At 34.1% G+C, this 25490-nt stretch carries 28 protein-coding genes; 13 read left to right on the top strand and 15 right to left on the bottom strand.

All coding sequences use genetic code 11. The features are described from left to right. The first annotated feature begins 54 nt into the window (after window positions 1–54). The 6 genes from DW269_RS08280 (at window position 55) to DW269_RS12630 (ending at window position 4596) form a co-directional block, all read left to right on the top strand. The gene (locus DW269_RS08280; protein WP_117459333.1) at window positions 55–1800 is read left to right on the top strand and encodes a M3 family oligoendopeptidase; all 1746 of its coding nucleotides are present in this window, start codon (window positions 55–57) and stop codon (window positions 1798–1800) included. After that, window positions 1793–2392: a PTS sugar transporter subunit IIB gene (locus tag DW269_RS08275; protein WP_117459332.1), complete on the top strand. Its 600-nt coding sequence runs from the start codon at window positions 1793–1795 to the stop codon at window positions 2390–2392. The genes DW269_RS08280 and DW269_RS08275 overlap by 8 nt, the downstream gene beginning before the upstream one ends. Next, a complete protein-coding gene (locus DW269_RS08270; protein ID WP_117459331.1) occupies window positions 2389–2964 on the top strand; it encodes a sugar O-acetyltransferase in 576 nt (191 codons plus the stop codon). The genes DW269_RS08275 and DW269_RS08270 overlap by 4 nt, the downstream gene beginning before the upstream one ends. Next, entirely contained in the window at window positions 2961–3533 is a 573-nt protein-coding gene (locus DW269_RS08265; RefSeq protein ID WP_117459330.1) for a phosphatase PAP2 family protein, read from the top strand. Before DW269_RS08270 ends, DW269_RS08265 begins: the two co-directional genes overlap by 4 nt. Further along, a complete protein-coding gene (locus DW269_RS08260; RefSeq protein WP_117459329.1) occupies window positions 3530–4327 on the top strand; it encodes an MBL fold metallo-hydrolase in 798 nt (265 codons plus the stop codon). Before DW269_RS08265 ends, DW269_RS08260 begins: the two co-directional genes overlap by 4 nt. Before the next feature lie 122 nt (window positions 4328–4449). Continuing rightward, window positions 4450–4596, top strand: coding sequence for a hypothetical protein (locus DW269_RS12630; protein ID WP_022424163.1), 147 nt, complete (start codon window positions 4450–4452; stop codon window positions 4594–4596). Between the two features lie 16 nt (window positions 4597–4612). On the opposite strand, the gene DW269_RS08255 is transcribed toward DW269_RS12630, so the two are convergent. The 3 genes from DW269_RS08255 to DW269_RS08245 form a co-directional block, all read right to left on the bottom strand. Next, window positions 4613–5707 carry a glycerol dehydrogenase gene (locus tag DW269_RS08255; RefSeq protein WP_117459328.1) on the bottom strand — a complete coding sequence of 365 codons (1095 nt, stop codon included), beginning with the start codon at window positions 5705–5707 and terminating at the stop codon, window positions 4613–4615. Between the two features lie 67 nt (window positions 5708–5774). After that, window positions 5775–6455 (bottom strand): fructose-6-phosphate aldolase, encoded by a 681-nt coding sequence (locus DW269_RS08250; RefSeq protein WP_117459327.1) that lies wholly within the window; start codon window positions 6453–6455, stop codon window positions 5775–5777. 13 nt (window positions 6456–6468) lie between these two features. Continuing rightward, on the bottom strand, window positions 6469–8883 hold the full coding sequence (locus DW269_RS08245; protein ID WP_117459326.1) for a glycyl radical protein: 2415 nt from the start codon (window positions 8881–8883) through the stop codon (window positions 6469–6471). Window positions 8884–9067: 184 nt separating this feature from the next. On the opposite strand from DW269_RS08245, the gene DW269_RS08240 reads away from it, so the two are divergent. Together DW269_RS08240 and DW269_RS08235 are read left to right on the top strand one after the other, a co-directional pair. Further along, the gene (locus DW269_RS08240; protein ID WP_117459325.1) at window positions 9068–9961 is read left to right on the top strand and encodes a glycyl-radical enzyme activating protein; all 894 of its coding nucleotides are present in this window, start codon (window positions 9068–9070) and stop codon (window positions 9959–9961) included. A gap of 28 nt (window positions 9962–9989) precedes the next feature. Continuing rightward, window positions 9990–10745 carry a DeoR/GlpR family DNA-binding transcription regulator gene (locus tag DW269_RS08235; RefSeq protein ID WP_117459324.1) on the top strand — a complete coding sequence of 252 codons (756 nt, stop codon included), beginning with the start codon at window positions 9990–9992 and terminating at the stop codon, window positions 10743–10745. Window positions 10746–10766: 21 nt separating this feature from the next. On the opposite strand, the gene DW269_RS08230 is transcribed toward DW269_RS08235, so the two are convergent. Next, a complete protein-coding gene (locus DW269_RS08230) occupies window positions 10767–11558 on the bottom strand; it encodes a metallophosphoesterase (protein ID WP_226793534.1) in 792 nt (263 codons plus the stop codon). Between the two features lie 115 nt (window positions 11559–11673). Between DW269_RS08230 and DW269_RS08225 the strand changes: the two genes are divergently transcribed. The 3 genes from DW269_RS08225 to rbr all read left to right on the top strand — a co-directional run bounded on the left by DW269_RS08225 (window position 11674) and on the right by rbr (window position 13352). Next, complete coding sequence (locus DW269_RS08225; RefSeq protein ID WP_117459322.1) at window positions 11674–12279, top strand: PTS sugar transporter subunit IIB; 606 nt, start codon at window positions 11674–11676, stop codon at window positions 12277–12279. A gap of 76 nt (window positions 12280–12355) precedes the next feature. Beyond that, window positions 12356–12775: a Fur family transcriptional regulator gene (locus DW269_RS08220; protein WP_117459321.1), complete on the top strand. Its 420-nt coding sequence runs from the start codon at window positions 12356–12358 to the stop codon at window positions 12773–12775. After that, window positions 12768–13352 carry a rubrerythrin gene (rbr, locus tag DW269_RS08215; RefSeq protein WP_006504321.1) on the top strand — a complete coding sequence of 195 codons (585 nt, stop codon included), beginning with the start codon at window positions 12768–12770 and terminating at the stop codon, window positions 13350–13352. The genes DW269_RS08220 and rbr overlap by 8 nt, the downstream gene beginning before the upstream one ends. Window positions 13353–13420: 68 nt before the next feature. Here rbr and DW269_RS08210 read toward each other — a convergent pair whose 3' ends face one another. From DW269_RS08210 to aroE, 6 genes are read right to left on the bottom strand one after another with little or no spacing between them, the layout of a single operon-like run. Next, window positions 13421–14254, bottom strand: coding sequence for a bifunctional 5,10-methylenetetrahydrofolate dehydrogenase/5,10-methenyltetrahydrofolate cyclohydrolase (locus tag DW269_RS08210; protein ID WP_117459320.1), 834 nt, complete (start codon window positions 14252–14254; stop codon window positions 13421–13423). After that, a complete protein-coding gene (locus DW269_RS08205) occupies window positions 14248–14880 on the bottom strand; it encodes a cyclodeaminase/cyclohydrolase family protein (protein WP_117459319.1) in 633 nt (210 codons plus the stop codon). The genes DW269_RS08210 and DW269_RS08205 overlap by 7 nt, the downstream gene beginning before the upstream one ends. A 60-nt stretch (window positions 14881–14940) precedes the next feature. Continuing rightward, window positions 14941–15570: a TIGR01906 family membrane protein gene (locus DW269_RS08200; RefSeq protein ID WP_117459318.1), complete on the bottom strand. Its 630-nt coding sequence runs from the start codon at window positions 15568–15570 to the stop codon at window positions 14941–14943. Beyond that, complete coding sequence (locus tag DW269_RS08195; RefSeq protein WP_006504316.1) at window positions 15557–16069, bottom strand: tRNA (cytidine(34)-2'-O)-methyltransferase; 513 nt, start codon at window positions 16067–16069, stop codon at window positions 15557–15559. Before DW269_RS08195 ends, DW269_RS08200 begins: the two co-directional genes overlap by 14 nt. Beyond that, complete coding sequence (locus DW269_RS08190; protein ID WP_117459317.1) at window positions 16069–16662, bottom strand: XTP/dITP diphosphatase; 594 nt, start codon at window positions 16660–16662, stop codon at window positions 16069–16071. The genes DW269_RS08195 and DW269_RS08190 overlap by 1 nt, the downstream gene beginning before the upstream one ends. Further along, the gene (gene aroE, locus DW269_RS08185; RefSeq protein WP_233502464.1) at window positions 16659–17516 is read right to left on the bottom strand and encodes a shikimate dehydrogenase; all 858 of its coding nucleotides are present in this window, start codon (window positions 17514–17516) and stop codon (window positions 16659–16661) included. Before aroE ends, DW269_RS08190 begins: the two co-directional genes overlap by 4 nt. A gap of 95 nt (window positions 17517–17611) precedes the next feature. Between aroE and chbG the strand changes: the two genes are divergently transcribed. After that, entirely contained in the window at window positions 17612–18349 is a 738-nt protein-coding gene (gene chbG / locus DW269_RS08180) for a chitin disaccharide deacetylase (RefSeq protein WP_117459315.1), read from the top strand. A 53-nt stretch (window positions 18350–18402) separates the two neighbouring features. After that, window positions 18403–19590, top strand: coding sequence for a PLP-dependent aminotransferase family protein (locus DW269_RS08175; RefSeq protein WP_117459314.1), 1188 nt, complete (start codon window positions 18403–18405; stop codon window positions 19588–19590). 28 nt (window positions 19591–19618) lie between these two features. Here DW269_RS08175 and groL read toward each other — a convergent pair whose 3' ends face one another. The 5 genes from groL to rnjA form a co-directional block, all read right to left on the bottom strand. Beyond that, window positions 19619–21238, bottom strand: a complete 1620-nt coding sequence (gene groL, locus DW269_RS08170; RefSeq protein WP_117459313.1) for a chaperonin GroEL — start codon at window positions 21236–21238, stop codon at window positions 19619–19621. Window positions 21239–21250: 12 nt separating this feature from the next. Then, window positions 21251–21511, bottom strand: a complete 261-nt coding sequence (locus DW269_RS08165; protein ID WP_006504310.1) for a co-chaperone GroES — start codon at window positions 21509–21511, stop codon at window positions 21251–21253. A gap of 142 nt (window positions 21512–21653) precedes the next feature. Continuing rightward, a complete protein-coding gene (locus DW269_RS08160; protein WP_117459312.1) occupies window positions 21654–22676 on the bottom strand; it encodes a lysylphosphatidylglycerol synthase transmembrane domain-containing protein in 1023 nt (340 codons plus the stop codon). Between the two features lie 84 nt (window positions 22677–22760). Then, the gene (locus DW269_RS08155) at window positions 22761–23558 is read right to left on the bottom strand and encodes a metallophosphoesterase (protein ID WP_117459311.1); all 798 of its coding nucleotides are present in this window, start codon (window positions 23556–23558) and stop codon (window positions 22761–22763) included. Next, window positions 23558–25303, bottom strand: coding sequence for a ribonuclease J1 (gene rnjA / locus DW269_RS08150; RefSeq protein WP_022425581.1), 1746 nt, complete (start codon window positions 25301–25303; stop codon window positions 23558–23560). Before rnjA ends, DW269_RS08155 begins: the two co-directional genes overlap by 1 nt. Window positions 25304–25490: the final 187 nt, after the last annotated feature.

The following is a 25490-nucleotide window of genomic DNA, read 5'->3' as shown; positions in this document are numbered from 1 at the left end:
TTTGATTATATATTTGTGTCCGCGCAACGAAGGCGCGGGGAAATGGAGGAAAACATGAACGAATGGAATCTTGATGCCCTATATACGTCATTTCAAGACAAAAATTTTCAAGAAGATTTAAACACGCTTAAAGATTTGAATAAGAACTATCCTACTTATAGAAGTGAGAAAACAGAAGCATCATTACATAAAATAATAGAGACAAAAATAGAAATTGAAAAGAGAATAGAAAGGCTACATTTTTTTATACAGCTTTCTTTATCGGCTCATACAGATGATGCGGAGGCAACACATTATCTTGATCAATTAAATAATATAACTGCCTCAATGATAGGAGAAGATATTAAGAATAATGCCTATATTGCGGAGTTTGATTTAGATAGTTGTCAGGATCCTTTTATCCAGGAACATGCTTATATTCTTCATGAAATTAAAAATAAACAGAAGTATGTATTAGATGAAAAAGAAGAATCTATTATAGCTCATATGAAAAATACAGGTTCTTATGCTTGGATGAAGCATAAGGATGCGGTTGTATCTTCTATTAAAGTGAATATAGATGGGTATGATTATCCTTTGACTAAAGTACTGAACATGGCTCATAGTCCAGATAAGCAGACAAGAATGAAAGCTTATTTCGCAGAACTAGATGCCTATAAACCATATGAAGAAACGATTGCGACATGTTTAAGTGGAATCAAGGGAGAAGTGCTCTATACAAGTAAACTGAGAGGTTATGAATCACCATTAGAAGAATCATGTATCAAATCACGATTAAAGATGGAGACTCTTAATACATTACTTTCTGTTATGAAAAAGAATATGCCAGAAATAAGAGAATACCTTAAAATTAAGGCAGACTATCTAGGCTATCAGAACGGCTTACCTTGGTTTGAACTTTATGCGCCTGTTGTTGAAGATGATGAAGAATATTCATTTGAGAAAGGGTCTCAGTTTGTCATTGATCAGTTCTATACATTCTCAAAACATTTAGGTGATTTTGCGACTCATGCAATTAAGAATCATTGGGCTGATGTTTATCCAAGAGAAAATAAAGTCGGTGGTGCATTTTGTGAAAATATTAGAAGTTTGAAACAAAGTCGTTTCTTATTCAACTATGGAAATCATTTCTCTGATGTGATTACTGTAGCCCATGAATTTGGTCATGGTTTCCATGGAAGATGTTTAGGTGATCAAACAATATTGAATACCCATTATCCAATGCCTATAGGAGAAACAGCCTCTAACTTCTGTGAAACAATAGTTGGAAAAGGTGCATTAAAATCAGCTACACCTACTCAAAAGATTGTGATATTAGAGAATACATTAAGTAATGCAATTCAGGTGATCTGTGATATTTATTCCCGTTTCTTATTTGAAAGCCGCTTCTTTGAAGCAAGAAAACAAGGGCCAGTGAGTGCTAAAGAAACAAAGAAAATTATGCTTCAAGCACAGATAGAAGCGTATGGTGATGGATTAGATCATAATTATCTCCATCCATATATGTGGGCATGGAAACCTCACTATTATGATCCGGATTATTCATTCTATAACTACCCATACGCCTTTGGTTCATTGCTTGCGAAAGGACTTTATGCACGTTATCAAAAAAATCCTGAACACTTCCCAGAGGATTATGAAACATTCCTTTCAGTCACAGGTAAGATGGATTTAGAAGATATTGCGAAAACACTTGATATAGATCTCACAGATGAGTCATTCTGGCAGAGTTCTATTGATATCATCAAAGAAGATATTGATACATTTAAAATGCTTCTAGAGGAATACAAACATGATTGATACGTTCTATCAAAAAGAAAACCTAGAAGTTTATAAACGTTATCTCTATTTCCAGTTAAAAGATGATTCTCGTTTTCAAACACAATTTAATGACAATGAATATCACATTACTTATCAATCACGCACTGCATCTATTCACTTTCATGATATAGGTATGATAGAAGAAAAAATCATCAGTGATGATAAACAGATCTTCTATCTTCACTTCCCATTAACGACATTTCCTATTGCCTTAGAACTTTATCGATGTATGATCAATAAACTCATAGAAGAAAAAGTCGAACCAATGAAGGTGATATTATGCTGTAGTGGGGGAATGACATCAGGATTTTTTAAGGAAAAGATGCAGAACTATATTTTAAAAAACAACCTCCCATTGATCATAGAAGGGGCAGCAGTTCATACTGTAGAAAAGAAGTGTCTCTATTATGATGTTGTATTATTAGCACCACAAATGGGTTATAAGAAAGAAGAGATAGAAACATTGACACATAAACATGTAGGTGTGATTGATCCTCAGGTCTTTGCGACATATGATTGTGGCGCATTATACAAACAGATTCAATATTACTATAGGAGGAATAAAGAATGAATGATACAAAAAGCGATATGATTTCAGGCGAACTCTATCAGCCATTTTCAAAAGAACTCTATAATGATCGTCTTTATTGTAAGAGTCTTTGTCATGAGTTAAACAATCTTTCACCGCTTAAAAGAGATGATATCAATCTTATACTAGATAAACTATTAAATGAATGGAATGAAGCCTTTATTGAACAACCTTTTCATTGTACATATGGCTATAATATTTCTTTAGGGAAGAACTTCTATTCTAAAGATAATCTCTTTATTGATGATAGTGGAATAGTGTCTATTAGTGATAATGTGACTATTGGATATAATGTCACAATACTCACATCAGTTACACCAACGAGTAGCCAGGATCGTGCAAAAGGATTAGAAAGTACACTTCCAGTACGTATTTATGAAGGAGTATGCATTGGATCCAATACAGTGATTTATCCAGGTGTAAAGATCAATAGAGAATCTATTATTGAACTAGGATCAGTTGTAAAGGATGATATTCCACCATTTGTGATTGCAGGAGGCAATCCATGTCGTGTAATTAGCGCAATTGATGATAAGGACTTGATGAGAAAATGAGAGAATTAGGACAATTATATGACTATACACTCCTTCATTTCCTTCATCATCTTGCTGAAAGTACAAATGGTGCACTCACACCATTCTTTCGCTTTATCTCTTATTTTGGTGATAACGGCATCTTCTTTATCGCTTTATCCCTGGTACTCATTTATTTTAAAAAGACAAGAAAACTCGGTATATGTATCCTCATTAGTCTTGCGATAGGCGCTATCTTTACAAGTCTCTTTTTAAAGAATGCGATAGGACGTCATCGTCCTTATTTATCCGGTGTAGACGAATACTATAACTGGTGGAAGTATGTAGGAGGTTTACATTATAAAGAATTCTCATTTCCTTCAGGACATACTACAGCCACTATGGCTGTTATGATGTGTATATTCTTAACATGCAATAAGAAATATAGCTGGTTAGTTTTTATCTTTGTCGCATTAATGGGACTAAGTCGTAATTATTTCATGGTGCACTATCCAACAGATGTTTTGGGTGGTATTATGGTAGGCGGAATATCTGGTCTTATTTCATATTTGATATGTTATAAGAGTAAACTATTGGGAGGAAGAACATGAAACTAACAATGCTAGGCACGGGGAATGCCTTGGTCACTAAGATCTATAACACATGTTTTGTCTTAGAAGACAACCATCAATACTTTATGGTTGATGCAGGAGGAGGAAACCAAATCCTAACTCAGCTAAAAAATGTAGGATATGATTGGAAGGATATGAAGCATATCTTTTTAACACATAAGCATATTGACCATCTACTAGGAATGGTCTGGATGATGCGTATGATTACACAGTTCATGAATGCAGGTAAATATGAAGGTGATGCTTATATCTATGGTCATGATGAAGTCATTCATATTTTAAAGGATATGGCTGATACACTTCTTGTACCAAAACAGAGTGCATTAATTGGAAAAAGACTTCACTTAGTAGAAGTGAAGGATCAAGAAACTAAAGAAATTATGGGACATCCAGTCACTTTCTTTGATATTCATTCAACTAAAGCCAAACAGTTTGGCTTTATGATGGAATATGATGGTAAGAAACTCACATGCTGTGGTGATGAACCTTATTGTGAAGAAGAGAAAGTCTTTGCAGAGAATGCGGATGTACTCTTGCATGAAGCATTCTGTTTATATGAAGAAAGAGACTTCAGACATCCTTATGAAAAACATCATTCAACAGTGAAAGATGCCTGTGAACTTGCGCAAAAACTTCATATTAAGAATCTTGTACTCTATCATACAGAAGATGATCATGTAGACAATCGTAAAGAACTCTACAAGGCAGAAGGTGTACACTATTATACAGGAAATATATATGTTCCTGATGATTTAGAAGTAATGAAATTTTAGAGCTATCATTTGATAGCTTTTTATATTAATAATTTTTTTAAAAAAGTGCGATATATATATGTTAATTAACAAGTAGTATATAATATAAATAGATATAAAACTTGAAAGAAAGGATGATGATTATGAGTAAAAAGAAACGCGTCATTTCAGAAGAAAAGACAAAAGAACTTCAAAAAGATTGGCAAGGCTATGGCGCGATGACAGTGGCATATAGTCTTGTAGTTATCATTATCGTTCTAATTGCGATTATCGCAAAATTGTATTTCTAATAGAAAAGCCTCTGGATTACTTTCCAGAGGTTTTCCATTTCTGTCCATATTGATCTGCTTTGATAATAGCTTCTAATAAATTCTTTGAAGTCACTTCAAAAGGCATATTTAATGTCGTAGAACCTTCTTTTATTGCTTCTAAGCATACATGCATTAATGCTTCTTCATCTACTTCTTTCATCCCTAAATCAGAAAGTGTAGTAGGTAACTCTAATGCTTCTAAGAACTCATAATAGCTCTTTAATGTATCCTTAGGAGTATTCTCTAATACCAATTGTACAAGTGTACAAAAAGCCACTTTTTCACCATGCATCTTACTATTTGTTTCAGGAATAAGAGTGAACGCATTATGCAGGCCATGACCGACTGCTTCTCCACCAGATTCAAAACCAATGCCACTTAAATAAATATTAGCTTCTATCACATTTTCTAGTGCTTCTGTGACTTTATGCTGCTTACAATCTTCTACAGCCTGTAATCCATAAGAATAGACAATATCAAAACAAGCCTTAGATATTGCGAAAGCACTTCTTGTCACCTGACTATGAAGACAATTCTCACTATGACTCACATAACAAGCCTTTGCTTCAAAATAAGTACTAAATGCATCACCAATACCCGCTCTCAGTAATCTTACTGGGGCATTCGCAATGACCTGTGTATCCACAATCACTTGATCTGGACTCTTAGGTAAATATAAATAATGATCAAATGTATGATCATCATGATAAATCACTGATAAAGAAGAACATGGGGCATCTGTACTTGCTGCAGTAGGTATAACGACAATAGGCTTTTTCGCATAATAACCACATGCTTTAGTCGTATCTAATACCTTTCCTCCACCTACACCGACAATTACTTCACTATTCGTTTCTTCTACAATATGTTGTATTTTTTCAATCTCACTCATACTACATTCATTTTGAAACAATACAACAGTCATTTCCTGTTCATGTAAGCTTTCCTCTATCTGAGGTATAAACATCTCTTTCAAGTTTTCACTTGTAATTACAACTATTCTTTTATAATCTTTTAAATCATCCCCAAGACATTTTAATTCATCTTTACCTTGTCTATATCTTGTTGGTGCACCAATCATTTTGCTCATCTTATCACGCTCCTATTTCTATTATAGAACATGAAAAAAACAATGAGGAGAATTTTCTCCTCATTGTTTACATATCACAAAGACCTTTGTCTTCTCCGTATACTGAATACCAATCATTATTGAAATCAGTTACAGCTTTAGAAATGCTTGGATTTTCAAAGATTGCCTTTAATACGCTTACTGGCGCAGTGACAGCCTGACTACCTGCATTAAATGCATCTCTTACCTGCTGTACACCCTTGAAGCTTGCAGCAAGAATCTTGCAGTCATAACCATCTTCTACGATTCTATTAGATAAATGAGCCATTAATTCAAAAGGATCATTTCCTAAGTTTCCAATTCTATTTGTATAAGGCGCAATATAATCAGCACCTGCTGCGAGTGCCATATAAGCCTGCATCAAATCATAAACAGCTGTGGCAGTTACATTTTTACCTTCAGCCTTTAAGATTTTCATTGCCTTAACACCTTCATAAGTAGTAGGTACCTTTACATATACCTTGTCATCTACTTCTTCAAAAATCTTATGTGCTTCTTTCACAATTTCATCTGCTTCTGTCGCAATAACCTGAATATGTAAAGAACGTTCATCACCAATGATTTTTCTGATTTCTCTCATATGTCCAAAGAAATCCTTTGGGCTTGTCTTCTTTACAATACTTGGGTTACTAGTAACACCTACGATTGGTAAGTGATCCACTGCATCTCTAATTTCTTCTAAATCTACTGTATCAATAATAAATTCCATTGTTTTTTTCCTCCTATAAACTCTGTTCAGTTCTACCGATAATATCATCCTGAGTTGCTTTAGATAATACATTGAAGAATGCACTATATCCTGCAACACGTACAATTAAGTCTTTATGATTTTCTGGATGCTTTTGTGCATCTATTAAAGTTTCCTTAGAAACGATGTTGTATTGTACATGGTAACCATGAAGACGATTAAAGAATGTACGAATCAATAATTCTAGTTTCTGTTTATTTTCTTCTGTAGAAAGCATTTGTGGTGTCATCTTCTGGTTAAGAAGTACGCCTCCTGTGATCTTTTCAGTACGAAGTTTAGATATACTCTTGAATACTGCAGTAGGACCATTCTTATCTGTGTTATGTGCTGGAGAACATCCTTCAGCGAGTGGTTCATGTGCATTTCTTCCATCAGGAGTAGCCATTGTACCCATACCCTGACCTACATTGGCACTAATTGAAGAAGTACCTGCATAACGGATACCACCAATAGGACCTCTGTTATAACGAGTATTTGGATACTTTTTGATTTCATCAATATAAGAATCATATGCTTCTACAATTAAGTTATCTGCATAATCATCATCATTACCATACTTAGGTGCTTCATCATTCAACATTTCCTGAATCTTCTTATTTTCAGGTGACTGGAAATCATCTAAGATTGCATTCCATAACTGTTCTCTTGTAATCTTCTTTTCATCATAAACAAGCTTCTTGATAGCTGCTAAGCTGTTTGCCATATTCGCAATACCGACCTGAAGACCTGAAATGAAGTCATACACTGCACCACCTTCTTTGATAGTCTTACCTCTACCAATACAGTCATCGGTCAATGCAGAACATAGAATATCAGGTACATCTCTTTCAGATGCCTTATCAATAAAGTTTTCTACAATAACACTATAACGTGTCATTTCTCTAACTGTTTTATCCCATGCTGCAAGTAAATCTTCATATGTTTCCATTTCAGTAAAGTAACCATGGCCCTTAGTGAAACGTTTGTTTGTAGTTAAGTCAACACCATTATTCATTGTACATAATAATACTCTTGGGAAGTTGACATAAGACATACCTGTACAACGATATCCCCATTTACCAGGAACAGCTGTTTCTACACATCCGATAGCACTATAATTATAAGCATCTTCTTCCTTAACACCCCAGTTAATAAATGAAGGAATAATGATTTCATCATTATTTAAGGCTGGCATACCAAATCCTAGTTTCATTACTTCAATACATTCATCAAAGAAATGTTTATTGAGGTTTGCATGATAACGTACAGTTAAGTTAGGCTGAGTGAGTCTTGTCTGAGCCACTGATTTTAATACCGCAAAACTTAATTCATTTACTGCATCCTTCTTATCAGTAGTCTGACCACCAATAGTGACATTCTGATACATTGGAGAACCAGCTGAGCTTAATGTATGAGCCTGTGAACGTACCTTATTGACTGTGAGTGTCTTGATCCATAAACAAGTAAGAAGTTCTAATGCTTCTTCTTCAGTGATCTTCTTTTCATAGATATCTTTAATATAGTAAGGATACATATACTGATCAAAACGACCATAACTTAATGAATGACCATTTGATTCAATTTGAAGAATCAACTGAATAAACCATACAGACTGTACTGCTTCACGGAATGAATGTGCTGGTTCATAAGGCACCTTTGCACAAATTCTGCTTATTTCTAATAATTCTTCTTTTCTTGCAGGATTTGTTTCTTTTTCTGCCATTTCCTTTGCAAGAGAACTATAACGAAGAGCAAATGTATGCACTGCTTCAATAACAGTTAAAACTGAATTATAGAACATATACTTATCAACACTATCTGGCTGAGCCAAATCAAGCTTTTCTTTCATTTCTCTTGTATAAGCTTCATAACCCTTTAAGCCCTGTGCAAGAATACGTTCATAATTAACTGCAAGATGTGCATCCCCGGCATTCAACTTACCTTCCATGCCAAATACACCTGTTTCCATAAATACACTCACTTCATCAGGTAGTAAAGCTTCACCTCTTGCACGTAGGTTATTATTTTCCCAGAAAGGGGCAATATCTCTTAACTGCTGTTTTGTTTCTTCAGTAATATAGAATACATCACCATCTCTCTTTTCAAAAAGATCTAATTCATCCATGATGAACTTCATTGTATATTCAGGGAATACTGGTGCATTACAATTTTTTGTAGACTGGTTACCTACAATAAGTGTTTTATCTTCAATATAGATAGACATGTTTTCAAGAATCTTCTTCAACATTCTTGCACGAACCATGACACGTGGCTGATTTAAGTTTTCCTTATAAGCCTCAGTTGCAAGAACAGCACGTTCTCCATCTACATAAGGCTTTTCATCTAATACTTCTTCTCTGAAAGCTTTCATTCTTTCAGTTAACTGACCAAAATGCTGAGTATTTTCCATCATTGTTCCTCCTAAAGTTTCATACGTAAGTTTTATGACTTTCATTACAAGCACATCATACGCATAAAAGTGTTATTAGTCAACTACAAATTATGAAAAAAATATTATAAACTTTCAAATGAAACTTTTGTGTTGCGAAACATAAGTAGAAATGATAGGATAGAAGCGAAAAGAGGGATATGAGATGGAAGGAATTATATTTAATATACAGAAATTTAGTATTCATGATGGACCTGGTATTCGTACAACAGTGTTTTTTAAAGGATGTCCATTAAGATGTGAATGGTGTGCCAATCCTGAGAGTCAGGCAGTGAGTCCTCAGGTTTTATACAATAATGAGAAATGTCTCCGTTGTGAAACATGTGTACATACCTGTCCTAAAGGGGCTATAAAGATGGAAGATGGCTTGATTCGAATTGATCATAAAACATGTGATCATTGTATGGAATGTGTCAAAGCCTGCCCTGGGAAAGCTTTAACACAGGAAGGTGAAATCAAGACAGTAGAAGAAGTTGTTGATATATGTATGCAGGATATTGATTTCTATGAAGAATCTAATGGTGGTGTCACTTTATCTGGTGGAGAAGCCATGGTGCAATATGATTTCATGATGGCTCTTGTCCATGCATTAAAAGAAAAAGGACTTCATCTTGCGATTGAAACAACAGGTATTGTGGATCATGAGAAGTTTAAGAAAGCAGCTCCTTTATTTGATCTCTTATTATTTGATGTAAAACAGGCTGATCCAATAAAGCATAAGAAGGGAACACATGTCACAAATGAAGTCATTCAAAAGAACTTCAAATGGGCTATTGAACAGGGACTGAATGTATTACCTAGAATACCTGTTATTCCTGGCTTTAATGAAACATTAGAAGATGCGAAAGAACTTGCATCATGTATTAAAGATGCAGGTGCGAAAGATGTACAGCTTCTTCCATTCCATCAATTTGGTGAAAACAAATATAAGCTACTCGGTAAAGACTATAAGCTTCACGAAGTGGAAGCATTACATCCTGAAGATTTAGTAGATTATCAAAATGAGTTCATCAAGTGTGGCTTAAATTGTTTCTTCTAGATTAATATAATGAGTGCGGAGGTAATCTATGAAAGACCGCTATAACAAAATATTAGAACTACTTACAAAAGAAAATAAAATAGAAGTCAATGAATTATCTCAAATACTTGGGGTATCCAATGTCACTATACGTAAAGACTTAGATGCGCTTGAAGAAAAAGGGATTATTAAAAGAGGACATGGCTATGCCATCCTTGCGAATAAAGATGATATCAATGGACGCTTAGCGTATCATTATGAAATAAAGAAAAGAATTGCGAAAAAGGCTGCAGAACTTATTCATGATGGGGATACCATTATGATTGAAAGTGGGAGCTGCTGTGCGATTCTTGCAGATACGATTGCATCAGAGAAACTAGATGTTACTATTGTGACTAACAGTGCTTTTATTGCAGGGTATATTCGCGATAAAAAGAATACCAATGTGATTCTTCTAGGTGGTGCTTACCAGAAAGATTCACAGGTTATGGTAGGACCTATCGTGGCACAATGTGCTCAAAACTTCTGCGTAGACCAGTTATTTATTGGTGCCGATGGTTATAATCCTCGTGTAGGTTTCACAAATAGTGATCATTTACGTGCGCAGGCTGTCAGAGATATGGCTGAACAGGCAGAACATATTATTGTCTTAACTGAAAGTGAAAAGTTCAATTCACATGGTGTAGTACCTCTTCAGTTAAAAGAACGTATTGATACAATCATTACTGATGATCATATTCCCGAAGATATTAAAACACATTTGTTATCAGAAAATAAAACATTACTCACTATAGAAAACAAATAAACGGAAGGGGGCCCTTCCGTTTTACTTTAAATCTTTTATAATGCGTTGTAATTCTCCTGGCTGACCATCCTTATAAGGTATCTTATAAGATGTCCCATCTGTTAAGCATAAACAATTTAATTGTCCTCTATCTGCCACAGCGAGTCCTCCATCAATACCAATCTTATTATGATAATCAGGATCATACCAGATATTAAAAGAATGATCATCATTCACATAACATAAAGGCGTATGACCAAATATATAAGTATATTCAGGATTACATGGATTCATATAGAAATATTCTCTAATCCAGGCAAGTAATTCAGGATCACTATCTTCTATATTGGTTACCTCAGGATCCACTCCTGCATGCACCATTACATAATGCTTACCCTGATAATCAAGTTCTATATAGTTAGGTAGACTATCAATGAAATCAATAATTTCCTGTACAAACTCTTTCTTTATATCAAAATATTCCTCATAAGGAATAGAATCCTTCTGTAAGAACTCTCTTATACTATTTACAGTACCTGTGGCACCATTTTGTTTCCATAAACGATATGCATTATTCAAATCAGAATCTAAATCATTATATTTTAAGCTGGCTGCTAAAGATTGTCTCATCATGATTTCATGATTACCCTTGATCATATGAACATTAGGCATTGCTTTCACAAAGTAATATATATCAATTGAATTAGGACCACGATCCATAATATCACCTAGGATATATAACTCATCTTCATCAGTGAATTGAATCTTATTGAGCATCAGCTGCAATAACACAAATTGTCCATGTAAATCAGACATGACAAAAATTCTCTTCACTAATACTCACCTGCCTCTCAAATACATTTTATCATACCCAAAAAGGAATGCAAAACAGAACATAATCATCAAAAAAAATAGTTGAATTATGATATGATTATTATAGGTGAGGGATATGGATGAATTTTATCAAAAGACCTATTTAATGATTGTTTTTAAATGGTCTTATTACTATACAAGAAAGAATATGAAAAATGTCAGATGTGACATTATTGAAGATACTAAAAACTATCATACTGTACGTTTTTATTTAAAGAATCGTGTTGCTTTTTTAACTGTCTGGCATAATGGCATAATAGAGGAACAAATCACAGATGAAGAAGGAAAAGAAATTTATTTCTATCTCCATTATACTTTAAAGAGCTTATCCCAGTTCTTATCTTATTATAGAGATTTTATGGTTGTCTTTTTAAGGGATGCAGATCCTAAACATGTGAAAGTAGGAATTGTAGACCAGGATGGTTTTTCTTCTAGTTATTTAATTGGTTTAATGAAAGAAAGTCTGACAATAGAAAAATCTAATCTAGAAGTAGAATCAGTAAGCCTTTCTTCATTAGAAGAAGTAGAAGGAGACTATGATGCACTTTATTTATCCCCTTCAGTCATGCATTTAAAAGGGGATATAGAGTCCATTGTCTCTGTTCCTGTGTATGTAATTGATCCTCTTGTTTATGCAACCAATGATTTCTATACACTTATACATACAATTTTGTCAAAATAATGCATCTGGCTTGCATTCTTAGTAGTAAATAGTATACTAATATTAGTAATCATTACTGATTAGGAGAGGAGGACATATGGCGGAGACAAAACTTAGAAGATCTAAGCAGCGAGATACGATATATGATATGCTTGTGAATGATCATACGCATCCTACAGCAGAAGTTATTTATTCTCATGTAAGAAGAATCATTCCGGATATATCACTAGGTACTGTTTATCGTAATCTGAATGTTTTAGTCGAAAATGGGTATATCAGAAAATTAAATATTGATGGTGTGACTGTACATTACGATGGTAATGTGACACCACATCATCATATGGTATGTTCAAAATGTGGAAAGATTGTGGATATACATATTCCACATGGTGCATTTGATGAACTTGTTCATGATATAGAAGAACTAGATCAAGTACACCTCACACATGTTGATATGTTATTTCAAGGAATCTGTAATGATTGTAAGAATATGAAGGAGGATAAAGAAGATGTCTAATTTAAAGGGAACTGAAACATTAAAAAATTTAATGGCTGCATTTGCAGGTGAATCACAAGCAAGAAATCGTTATACTTTCTGGTCTAGTATTGCGAAAAAAGAAGGTTATGTAGAAGTGTCTAAAATCTTTGAAGAAACTGCTAACCAGGAAAAAGAACATGCGAAACGTTTAATGAAGCTTATGAACACTGCTGCTCAGGGCGAAACATTACCTGTTGCAGGTGAATTCCCAGTATTAATGGGTACAACTGTAGAAAACTTAAAAGCTGCAGCTGCTGGTGAAAATGAAGAATGGACACATATGTATCCAGAATTCGCTAAGAAAGCTGAAGAAGAAGGATTACCTGAAATCGCAGCTATCTTAAGAGCAATTGCGATGGCTGAAAAGATGCATGAAGAAAGATACTTAAAACTTGCTAAACAGATTGAAGACGGCACAGTATTCAAGAAAGATCATAAAGTACTATGGAAATGTAACAATTGTGGATTTGTAGTAGAATCTTTAGAAGCTCCTACAGTATGTCCAGCTTGTAACCATCCACAGGCTTACTTTGAAGAATACAAATTCTTTGATTAATAAAATTGTGTGCAAAGACAGCGAAAGCTGTCTTTTATTATACGAAAAAAAGACCTCGAAAGAGGTCTTTAACGCATTTTAGCTGCCTGGATTAAATGTTTTGCAAGTACTGCGGTTGTGACAGTACCAACACCACCAGGAACAGGGGTAGCTGCAGAGGCTTTGCCATCAAGAGTCGCATAGTCTACATCACCACATAGTTTACCATTCTCATCCACATTGATTCCTACATCAATCATCACGGCATCCTGTCCACAATAATCACTATTTAACATCTTTGCACGTCCTGCAGCTGCAATCACGATCTCTGCATCAGAACATGTCTTCTTTAAATCAACAGTTCTTGTATGAGTCATAGTGACTGTCGCATTCTCTTTAAGAAGCAGCATGGATACAGGTTTACCTACAACCATACTTCTTCCTACGACTGTCACTCTTTTACCTGTTAACTCAATATCATATGCCTTTAATACTTCAATAACTGCTTCTGCAGTACATGGAGAAAATCCAGTTGTATCTCCTGCAAACACCTTCGCAATATTAATAGGAGAAATACCATCTAAATCCTTTTTAGGATCAATCATATTTTCAATATCTTTTTCATTAATAGTACGAGGAAGTGGTCTTAATAATAAGATTCCTGTCACTTCATCATCTTCATTAATATCTTTAAAAGCTTTCTTGAAATCTTCATCGCTAATATCCTGTGGGAAAACATAAGAAGCCACATCTAAACCAAATGACTTTAATTTCTTAGTTGCTCCACGTTCATAACTCATATCATCGGGATTTTCACCCACTCTCACAATCGCAAGCTTAGGTACAAAAGTTAATGTTTCTAACTCTTTTGATACATATTCTTTAATTCCATCAGAAACTTTTTTTCCTCTTAACTCTAACATGATGTTCCTCCTAACTTTTTAATAACACTATTAGTTATTTTATCTGCAAGCAGTTGCCCTTCAACTAATAGCTTCTCAGCACGTTTATTCATCTTCTCAGCCATTTCTCTATTCTTCATAGACTTCGTATTAATATAGACATTCATAATAGAGCCAGTCAACGCACTACGTAGACATTGTACACCAACACCTACATCACTGATTGCCATCACTGAACCTTTCTCATTTAAAGTAGAAAATAACTTCAAAGACTGATAACTTAAATCCATGATCTGTAATGGTACAAGAGATGCATCCAATAAACATGACTCCATCACAAACTCTTTATGTTTCTTTTCTTCCTCAGTATTCTTAGGAAGTCTATAAGCCTCTGCAAGAGGCTTAAAGTTTTCTGCATCATCATCTACAGAAGTGACAAGCTTCTTCTTTAAGTCTTCTAACTTCTCTATGATTTCTCTTATTTCATCTTCTACATCTTTATATTTCTTCTTACCTACAGTTAAGTTACCTACCATGAGTCCTAAAGCACATCCAATAGCGCCTACTAGTCCTGAAGCACCTCCACCACCAGGAGTAGGTGAAGATGAAGATAACTCATCTAAGAAGTCTTTAATCATTTCTTTCATTTATAACTCCTTCATATGAAAAGACACGAGAACCTCGTGTCTATTTTTCATAAATTATACTCATTTATTTGTATTAATGCAATTAATATGTTTGAAATATATACCTAAATTAATAAGAACACCTATTCCAATTAAACTAAATAAGGCAATTCCTAATGTCACAAAATAACTTTCAGGAAAAATATTGATAATAGGATCAATATCAGGATTGATCAGCCAGTAGTTATTGTTGAAAAGGATATGATGCATCATTGTGAATGCCCCGTCAAAATCAACATAGGCTGTTCCACCTACAATAAATACGAGTCCTAAAGTAGTGAATCCTGCCCACTTAAAAGATCTATAATCGTTCTCTTTGACTGTAGAGTAGATGAGATAGATAGTTCCAATTAGTACCACTAATCCAATTACTTCTAAACGATTCATTAATACCTTCACTTCATAAAAATGAAAAGCTGTATTTTTAGTCATAGGAAAAGCAGGAGTAGAAAGTGCTTTATGTGAGAATAGACTTAAATAGTGAATAATTGTCATATAACTTTCTCTTACTATCTTTTCACTTACCCCAATATTAGAGGCTATTAGTGAAGAAGGATAGAGTACAGGCACAAATGTGACTAAGAGAATAGCACAATCAATAATCAAAAAGGTCAAACATATAGTTAAAAGAATACCTTTAAATTTCTTCATTGTATAAGAAGTCTTCTCCCTTTTGAACTTCTACTGTAGATAGATCAGGATAACCCTGCTGTCTTAATGCTTCATAAACACCAATGGCTACAGTATTAGATAAGTTCAAACTACGTGAATCTCCATACATAGGAATACGTACACAATCATCAATATACTTCTTTAAGATATCATGAGGAATACCATCATGCTCATGACCAAAGAAAAGATAATGTTCACCTTCCTGTTTAAAATCATCTTCACTATAAACTTTCTTAGAATAACGTGTAAAGAAATGATAAATACCAGGATTCTCTTTTTCAAACTCTTCAAAGTTTTCATACACTTTAAAAGTGAGGTGATCAAAATAATCCATAACGGCTCTTTTCATTCTTGGATCATTTAACTTAAACCCTGTAGGTTTAATAATATGTAAAGGTGTATGTGTCGCTGCACATGTTCTCATAATATTACCTGTATTTTGTGGAATCGCAGGATGTACTAATACAACATGATTCATTACTTATGTTCCTCCTCTAAATAATCATATAAAGCCTTTAATGCCTTTGCACGATGAGAGACTTTATTCTTTTCTTCCATAGTCATCACTGCAGAAGTCTTCTTTAATGGTGGATAATAGAAAATAGGATCATAACCAAAGCCATTTTCACCATCAATACAATCATTGATTTTTCCTTCAAAAGTACCTAAGAAAGTCTTTGTTTCTTCACCAGGAATAGCCAAAGCCATCGCACATACGAAACGTGCTGTCTTATCTTCTTTATCCTTTACAGCATCAATAATCCACTGATTCTTAATATCATAACTTGTATCTTCACCCATAAAACGAGAAGAATAAATACCAGGCTGTTTATCTAATGCATCTACTTCTAAACCAGAATCATCTGCAAGAGTAGGCATATGAATCATATTCATCACTGTTTCAGCTTTAATCACTGCATTTTCAGTAAAAGTAGTCCCTGTTTCTTCAATATCAGGATTATAACCTAATACATCTTTAATAGACTTTACTTCAATCCCTAACTTTTCCAACATTGCGGAAATCTCTTTAAGTTTCCCTTTGTTTGTTGTTGCAACTACAATCTCTTTCATTCGCTTTCCTCCATTCCTAATGCGACTTTGACTTCATGAATAGGCATATCCTTTCCTGTCCAAAACTTAAAAGAACATGCACCCTGATAGACAATCATACGTTCCCCATTCATATAATCAAGACCTCTTTGTCTTGCATAACTTAATAGCTTTGTTTCCTTAGGGTTATAAATAATATCAGCTACTTTTAAACCATCAGGTAACATATCAGCACTCTCAATAATACATCCTTCAGGATGAGGGGCCATACCAACATTTGTTGTATTGACTAATAAATAAGTATCCTTTAAATCTTCCTTAATACTTTCCTGATCAATTTTCTTTAAAGTAATAGGGCAGTTTAATTTTTTATTAAGTTCTTTAATAAATGGCTTATCAGAACGATTATAAACCACAATTTCTTTAGCACCAGCCAAAGCAAGAGAAATAATAATTGCACTTGCTGCACCACCAGCACCAAGCACTACAATCTTATGCTTCGCAATACCCCATCCTTTATCACGGCAGGCCATCACAAAACCTTCTCCATCAGTAATATGACCAATGAGTTTACCATTCTCATTCTTTACAGTATTGATACTCTTTGCAAGTCTTGCCTGTGTTGTGAGTTCATCCATATATTTCATCATATCCTGTTTATAAGGCATAGAAATATTGTATCCCTTAATAGGTAATGTCTTAACAGACGTAATATAGTCATCTAACTGATCTTTAGTCACTTCAAATGCAAGATAAACATCATTAATACCTAATGTTTGAAATGCAGTATTATGCATCATTGGTGAAAAAGAATGTTTAATAGGATTTGCGACAACCCCATATAAACCTGTATATCCAGTAATTGTATTTTTCATAACCTTCTCCTTTTGTCTTGTATTATACATCATTTTGTCGTTATGTGTGACTGTTCTTATAATATTTAGTACAATGGATTATAGAGGTGAAAAGTATGATCAAAAAATTAATTATCAATGCTGATGATTTCGGTATGTGTGAAGGAAACTCCCTAGGTATCCTACTTGCACACGAGCAGGGACTTGTAAGTTCCACTACAGTGATGATGAATATGCCATATGCTTTATGGGCTCTAGACAAGGCAAAGGCATATCCAAATCTAGGAATTGGTGTTCATTTAACTTTAACTGCTGGTAAACCATTATTACCTGGCAAGAAAAGCTATACAGATGAAGAGGGGAACTTCTTAAGACCAAGTGCCTATGAAGATGAATTCCCAGATGGAGAACCAGATGAAGTCTATGAAGAATGGAAAGCACAGATAGAAGCTTTTATCGCACACACAGGACATCTTCCTACACATCTAGATTCTCATCACTATGTGCATATGGAACATAGACAATTAGAAGTCATCAAGCGTCTTGCCAAGGAATATAACCTTCCTATTAGACAAACAAGATATGTGGATGAAAACTACTTCCCAGCACGTTGTGAATTCTATAAAGATGGTGTAAGCTTTGAAACATTTAAAGAAATTTGTTCAACTGAAGGCTATGATACAGTAGAACTTGTTTGTCATCCTGCTTTAGTTGATGAAAGACTCATGAACGTATCTAGCTACAATATGAATCGTATCAAGGAATTAGAATTACTTAAGAGTGATGAATTCAAACAGTTCATCAAGGATCACGATATTCAGATCATAACTTACGCAGACATAAAAAATAATTAGGTATTTTTAAATAATAGTAGTAGAATGAGAAAAAAGTGAATGGAGTGACATATATGAGATACGCAGATAAGATGAATTACGTAAAAAAATCAGCCATTAGAAGTGTCATGGCTGATGCAAGTGAGAATGGTACGGTAGAGTATATTAGTTTTGCGAGTGGATTCCCTGATCCAGAAGCTATTCCACAGGAAAAGCTAGAAGAAGTAGGACATAAGATTCTTCAAGAAAAGACTTATGAAGTTTTGCAGTATGGCTCTGCCCAGGGTTATACAGGTTTAATAGAATCTTCTAAGTCATTCATTAATAAGCATGAATGTATATGCACAAGTGATGATGATATTATTATTACAACAGGATCACAGCAGGGCTTAGATCTTGTGTCTAAGATATTCTGTGATGAAGGGGATTATGTTGTTGTAGAGAACCCAAGTTATTTAGGTGCTTTAAACTCATTTAAATGTAATGGGGCAAAGCTGCTTGGTGTTTCTTTAGAAGAAGATGGTGTAAATCTAAAAGAACTAGAAGAAGCCTTTAAAAAAGGACCAAAGGTATTCTATACAATTCCTAACTTCCAGAATCCTACCGGAGTCACAACATCTCTAGAAAAAAGAAAAGAAATCTATAACCTTGCAGTAAAGTATGATGTAGTTATTCTAGAAGATAACCCTTATGGTTATTTGCGTATTACAGGAGAAGAAGTCCCTTCTATTAAATCTTTAGATCAAGACCATCGTGTTGTTTATGCAGCCAGTCTTTCTAAGATTATCTCACCAGGTATGCGTACAGGAATCATCTGTGCAAGTAAAGATATTATCTCTAAGCTCTTTATGGCTAAACAATCAGGAGATAACCATACAAACAATCTTTCACAATATATGATGGATGCTTTCTTAAGAGAAACAGATATGGATGCACATATTAAACATTTGCAGTCTCTTTATGCAAAGAAATGTAACTTCATGTTAGAGATGATCAAGAAGTATTTCCATCCTTCTATTCATGTCATTGAACCAGAAGGCGGTATGTTTATATGGTTTGATCTACCTGATGGAGTCAGTATGCCAGAATTCGTTCAGGCTTCTATTAAGAAGCATGTAGCCATCGTACCAGGTAATGAATTCATGGTAGATAGTACTAAGCCATGTCAATCTATTCGTATGAACTTCTCAGCTGCTTCTATGGAGAATATCGAAAAAGGTATTCAGATTTTAGGAGAACTAACATATCAATTTTGTAAGTAATAAAAAAAGCCATTTCTGGCTTTTTTTTTTAATACATGCCACCTTGTGGCATAACAGGCTGTTGTGGTTCTTCCTTTTTAGGAAGTTCTGCTACACCTGCTTCAGTTGTTAAGAACAGGGCTGAAATACTAGCGGCATTTAATAATGCGCTACGAGTGACCTTAGTTGGATCAATAATTCCTGCTTCAAACATATTAACCCAGTCACCTGTCTTTGCATCAAATCCAAAGTCCTTTTCAGCAGTCTTTTGGATAGATACAATTTCTTCTTCATCATAACCAGCATTGATTGCAATCTGAGTAAGAGGCGCAAATAAAGAATTCATGACTACGTTAATACCCTTCTGGATATCTACATTCGTATCTCTGACCTGATTCTTTAATTCTTCATAGGCTTCTACTAACGCAGCACCACCACCAACAACGATACCTTCATCTACAGCGGCCTTAGTCGCATTAAGAGCATCTTCAATTCTTAATTTCTTTTCTTTTAATTCTGCTTCAGTTGTAGCACCGACTTTAATTGTTGCAACACCGTTAGATAATTTACCAATACGTTCTTTTAGTGTCTTCTTTTCATAATCACTCTTAGTATGAGTTAATTGTGTCTTTAATTCTTCAACACGGTTATTCACTGCTTCACTTGAACTATGACCAATAAGAGTCGTATTGTCTTTCTTTACAATCACTTTCTTGATTGTACCAAGATCTTCAATAGTTAAATCAGAAAGCTTCATATTAAGGTCTTTGTTGTAGAATTTAGCACCAGTTAATACTGCAATATCCTCCAACATTTCTTTCTGTTTATCACCAAATCCTGGAGCCTTAGTTGCTACGACATTAAAGGCACCTCTTAACTTGTTCAATACAAGAGAAGAAATCGCTTCATTCTCATAATCTTCAGCAATAAGTAATAATGGTTTATTAGCCTTTAATACCTGTTCAAGTACTGGAAGTATTTCTTGCAAATTAGTAATCTTCTGATTAGTGACTAAGATGAGTGGGTTATCCATTTCAACTTCCATCTTATCTGTATCACTTACAAAATAAGGAGATACATAACCCTTATCATACTGCATACCTTCATTGACTTCTAATTCATCATCAAAACTATTAGATTCATCTACGTTGATAATACCATCTCTACCAACTTTTTCCATTGCCTGAGCAATCAATTCACCAATATGACTATTAGAAGAAGAAATAGTTGCAACAGAGGCAATATCCCTGCTTGTTTCTACCTTATGAGAATTTTTTAATAATACTTCTGCCACTGCTTTAGAAGCTCTTTCAATACCTTCTCTCATAAGTACAGGGTTTGCACCTTTTTCAACCTGCTTCATACCATTCACAATCATATCTCTTGCAAGAATTGTAGCAGTTGTTGTACCATCACCTGCAATATCATTTGTATTATTGGCTACTTCATATACAAGTTTTGCACCCATATTTTCAAAATGATCTTCTAATTCTATTTCCTTGGCAATAGAAACACCATCATTCGTAATTAAAGGAGAACCATAACTCTTCTCTAATACTACATTTCTACCTTTAGGACCAAGTGTGACACTCACTGCATCAGCAAGAGTATTCACACCCTTCAACATTGATTGACGTGCATCACTAGAAAAACGTATTTCTTTACTCATAGCTTATTCCTCCTATTCAATACATGCGAGAACATCTTTCTCGTCTATCACAATATATTCAACACCATCAAGTTTAACTTTTGTACCTGAGTATTCCTTGAATACAACACGATCTTTTTCTTTTAAATCATTTTCACATTGTGGACCTACTGCCACAACTTCTCCAACAGTAGGAAGACTCTTTGTTTCAGTAGTGAGAATAATACCACTAGCTGTCTTATTTTCTACTTCTTCTTTCTTTAATACGATATTCTTATTTAAAGGTTTCAACATAATTATTCCTCCTTATTAGCACTCTCTTTATCTGATTGCTAAGAGTATTATAGTTCTTATTAGCATATTGTCAAGGAGAGTGCTAATTCATTTTTAGACAGATTGAATAAAAGTGCACAAAAAAGCCACTCCTAAGAGTGACTTAATCGTCTTTTCGTTTTGTATCCTTCGCAACGATAAATGTGATCATACCAAGTGTTAATCCAAAATAGAAAGAGAAGAAACGCCATAAGAACATAGAACTAGAAGCATTAGCTCTTCCTAAGAAACCAAATAAGATCATATAACATCCTTCACTACCACCTGATGCACCAGGAATAGGGAGGAATGTATTAATTAAATTAATAATAGAAGCCAGTCCTAAGAACTGTACAAATAGGGTAACTGGTACTTTTATTCCTAAAGCAAGACACGAAAAGAATGGCGTAGAGTAGATAATAGTAAGTTTCACAATATTACATAATACTGTCTGTAATAAAGCTTTTTTATTTTTCTGTAATACATTCATCTGTTCTCTAAATTCACCAAAGTAATTCTGAATTCTAAAGCATGTTGATTCATAATCTTTTATAAGTGGTGTTTTAGAAAGGAGATAGACTACTTTATCTACTATAAAGTTCTGGAACTTCTTGCTCTTAGCACCTGCAAATAATAGAAGAGTGACAACTGCATTAATAAGAAATCCAACGGCTGCCATAGAAGATACACCTACACCTTTATCTAAGAAGTAGGCTGAATCCACAATCATAATCACTGCAGTAAAGCCCATGATCACTATTTGATAACTAATAAAGCACATGAGTAAGATACTTGTAGAAATAGCAGGGGAAATCCCCTGGTTATTAAATACAAACACCTGGGCGAACTGTCCTCCTGAAGAAGAAGGAGTTAAACCACTAAACAAAGTACCTACAAGTCCATTCACAAAACCTTCTTTAAGAGTAAAGTCTTTCTTATAAAAACGCGCAAAGATCATTGTAGCGAGTCCATCAAATACATAATATATAAACATAATAAAACATAAGATGAATAGCCAAAAAGGATGCGCTGTAGTAATTGTTTTAAATACAGTAGAGACTTCAGAACCTACTGATAAGTATAAAGATATACCACTAATCACAAGAATTAATGCAATATTCAAGATATAGCTCTTCTTTGTTTTCATGGGAATCACCTCATTTCCCTATCTCTATTTTACCAATCTTATTCCTTATATGAAAGTAAAAGAAAAGAGTAAGGATTAAAATCCCTACTCGAATGTAATCATAATAATCTCATTTTCACATAATACTTTAAAATGATAGTTATGACGTGGTGCTATACCATTACTTACAATTAGTTCAGAACCACTTTCTTTATAACTTCCATGATTATAAGTAGTCGCATTATTACACTTTACAAGTGGACCAATACCAGGGAACCAGATAGTACCACCATTACTATGTCCAGATAACTGTAAATGTGTATGTCCTTTATTTTGACTAAAACTATCAGGATAATGACTTAAAGTTAAGACAAACCCGTCAGAAGCAGGTATTTCTTCCTGACTATTAATAGATTGTCCATAAAGGGTAAAAGAACTATTACGATAATGAATGGTACGAGCACTGTTATTAAGTACTTCAAATCCACCTTCATTAAGGATATTAGTCACTTCTTCAGCATGTGCATGATCTTCATCACCAAGTACTGCAAACTTACCATAATCTGGTTGAAGTTTCTTTAAGATTTTCTGTACTCTAGCATCTTGAATAGGTTTACTTTCATACAGATCACCAGTAAAAACAACCATATCATAGCTTTGATCTTCAATCTCATCGACAATCTGTTCAAAACGATCAATATCTTTGGATGTAGTAATATGTATATCGGATAAATCTACAATCTTAAAGTTTTTAAAACCATCAGGTAATAATCCATTACTATAAGTCATTCTTGTAAAAGAATAATGTGTTCTAGAAAAGAGACATGTATAACCACCAAACAACACCAATGCGAAAACAATAATTGCAAGAATACCAGTACGAATAATTTTCTTTTTCTTCATTATTTCTTATTCATGATGACAGGAATAATCATCGGTCTTCTCTTTGTCTTAGTATAGAAATAAGATGTTAATGTTTCTCTGATTGTATTCTTAATTTCACCAAATGTTGTTTTTTCCTGCAATAAAGCACGTAGCTTACGATCCACAGCCATTTCTGCTCCATAAATCATAGGTTTACTATCTTTCATATAAACAAATCCACGGCTCATAATAACTGGTTTATGAAGTAAAATACCTGCATGAGAATCCATACTAATAAGTACTGCAACCATGCCATCTTCACTTAAAATCTGGCGGTCATGTAATACCGCTGTAGATAAACCTGTTAAATCATTACCATCTACATAAATATCATCTGCATGTACGCTTCTTGTCTGGAATATCTCATGATCCTTTAAGCATAAACAATCCCCATTACTTAATACAAATGCATGATCAGGCTTTCCACCTACTTCTTCATATAATTTTTTATGTATACAAAGCATTTTATGTTCACCATGAACTGGGAAGAAGTATTTAGGTTTAGTAAGAAGCATCATGAGCTTCTGTTCTTCTTGGGAAGCATGTCCAGAAGTATGAAGGTTACTGATCATAGAGTTTTCTAGAACTCTTGCTCCAGAACGATATAACTTATTAATTAAACGTGATACAGAAGATTGGTTACCAGGAATAGGGTTAGATGAGAATAATACAGTATCACCAGGTTTGATCTTAATCTGACGATGTGTACCATTCGCAATTCTATTTAATGCAGCAAGTGCCTCACCCTGAGATCCAGTACATAGAATTAGTATTTCATTATCAGGAAGATGTTTTGCTTCATCATTCTTAATAAAGAAACGATCAGGACATTTGATATAACCCATCTTTCTTGCAACATCAATATTGTTGACCATTGAACGTCCATATACAAGAATCTTACGATTAAACTTAACAGCAGCTTCTACAATCTGCTGTACTCTATGTATATTAGATGCGAATGTTGCAACAATAATACGTCCTTCAGTTTTTCTAAATTCTTCCTGTACCTGTCCTGCAACAGTCTTTTCACTAATAGAGAATGTAGGAACTTCAGCATTCGTACTATCACTCATTAATAAATCAACACCTGTTTCACCTAAGAAACTCATAATCTGATAATCAGCAGGATTAGCAACTGGAGATAAATCAAACTTAAAGTCTCCTGTTTCTACAATACGACCATCAGGTGTATTCACAATAATCCCCATAGATTCAGGAATGGAGTGGTTTGTATTAAAGAAACCAATATTAAAATATTTAGTTTTGATAGAACTTTCATGGTTAATAGGAATCATCTTAGTTACATGTGTAAGATGATGTTCCTCTAGTTTTCTTCTAATCATGGCACAAGCCAATGGAGAAGCATAAATAAATGGTATATTCACTAGTCTTAATAAGAAAGGAATACCCCCAATATGGTCTTCATGACCATGTGTAATAAATAATCCCTTGATCTTTTTATTATTCTTTCTTAAATAAGTATAATCTGGAATAACATAATCAATCCCAGGAAGACCTTCAGATGCAAACTTAACACCTGCATCAATAATAATCATTTCATCATTACATTCAATACAGTAAGTATTCTTACCAACCTCATTTAAACCGCCTAATGCGAATATCTTTGTTCCCTGTGTTTTAACATTATGATGTGTAGAAGGGAATCTTCTTTTAGAACGGTGAGGTTTGAATGTCTTTTTCTTCTCAGTATTATCGACTGACATAAACTACTATCCACCTCTTTCTCAAATAATGTAAATTCATTCATTAAAATAATAATATAAATAAAGTGAATAATCAATGTTGTAAGGGAATACATGAGAAATTAAAAAAAGATGTTCTATTGAACATCTTAATGTGGACCCCGTGTCAAGGACATTAAATAAAAAGGCGCTTAAAAATGATTAGAAA

Source organism: Catenibacterium sp. AM22-6LB (genome assembly GCF_003435615.1).
GTDB lineage: Bacteria > Bacillota_I > Bacilli_A > Erysipelotrichales > Coprobacillaceae > Catenibacterium > Catenibacterium mitsuoka_A.
This window is presented reverse-complemented; position numbering and strand designations above follow the sequence as displayed.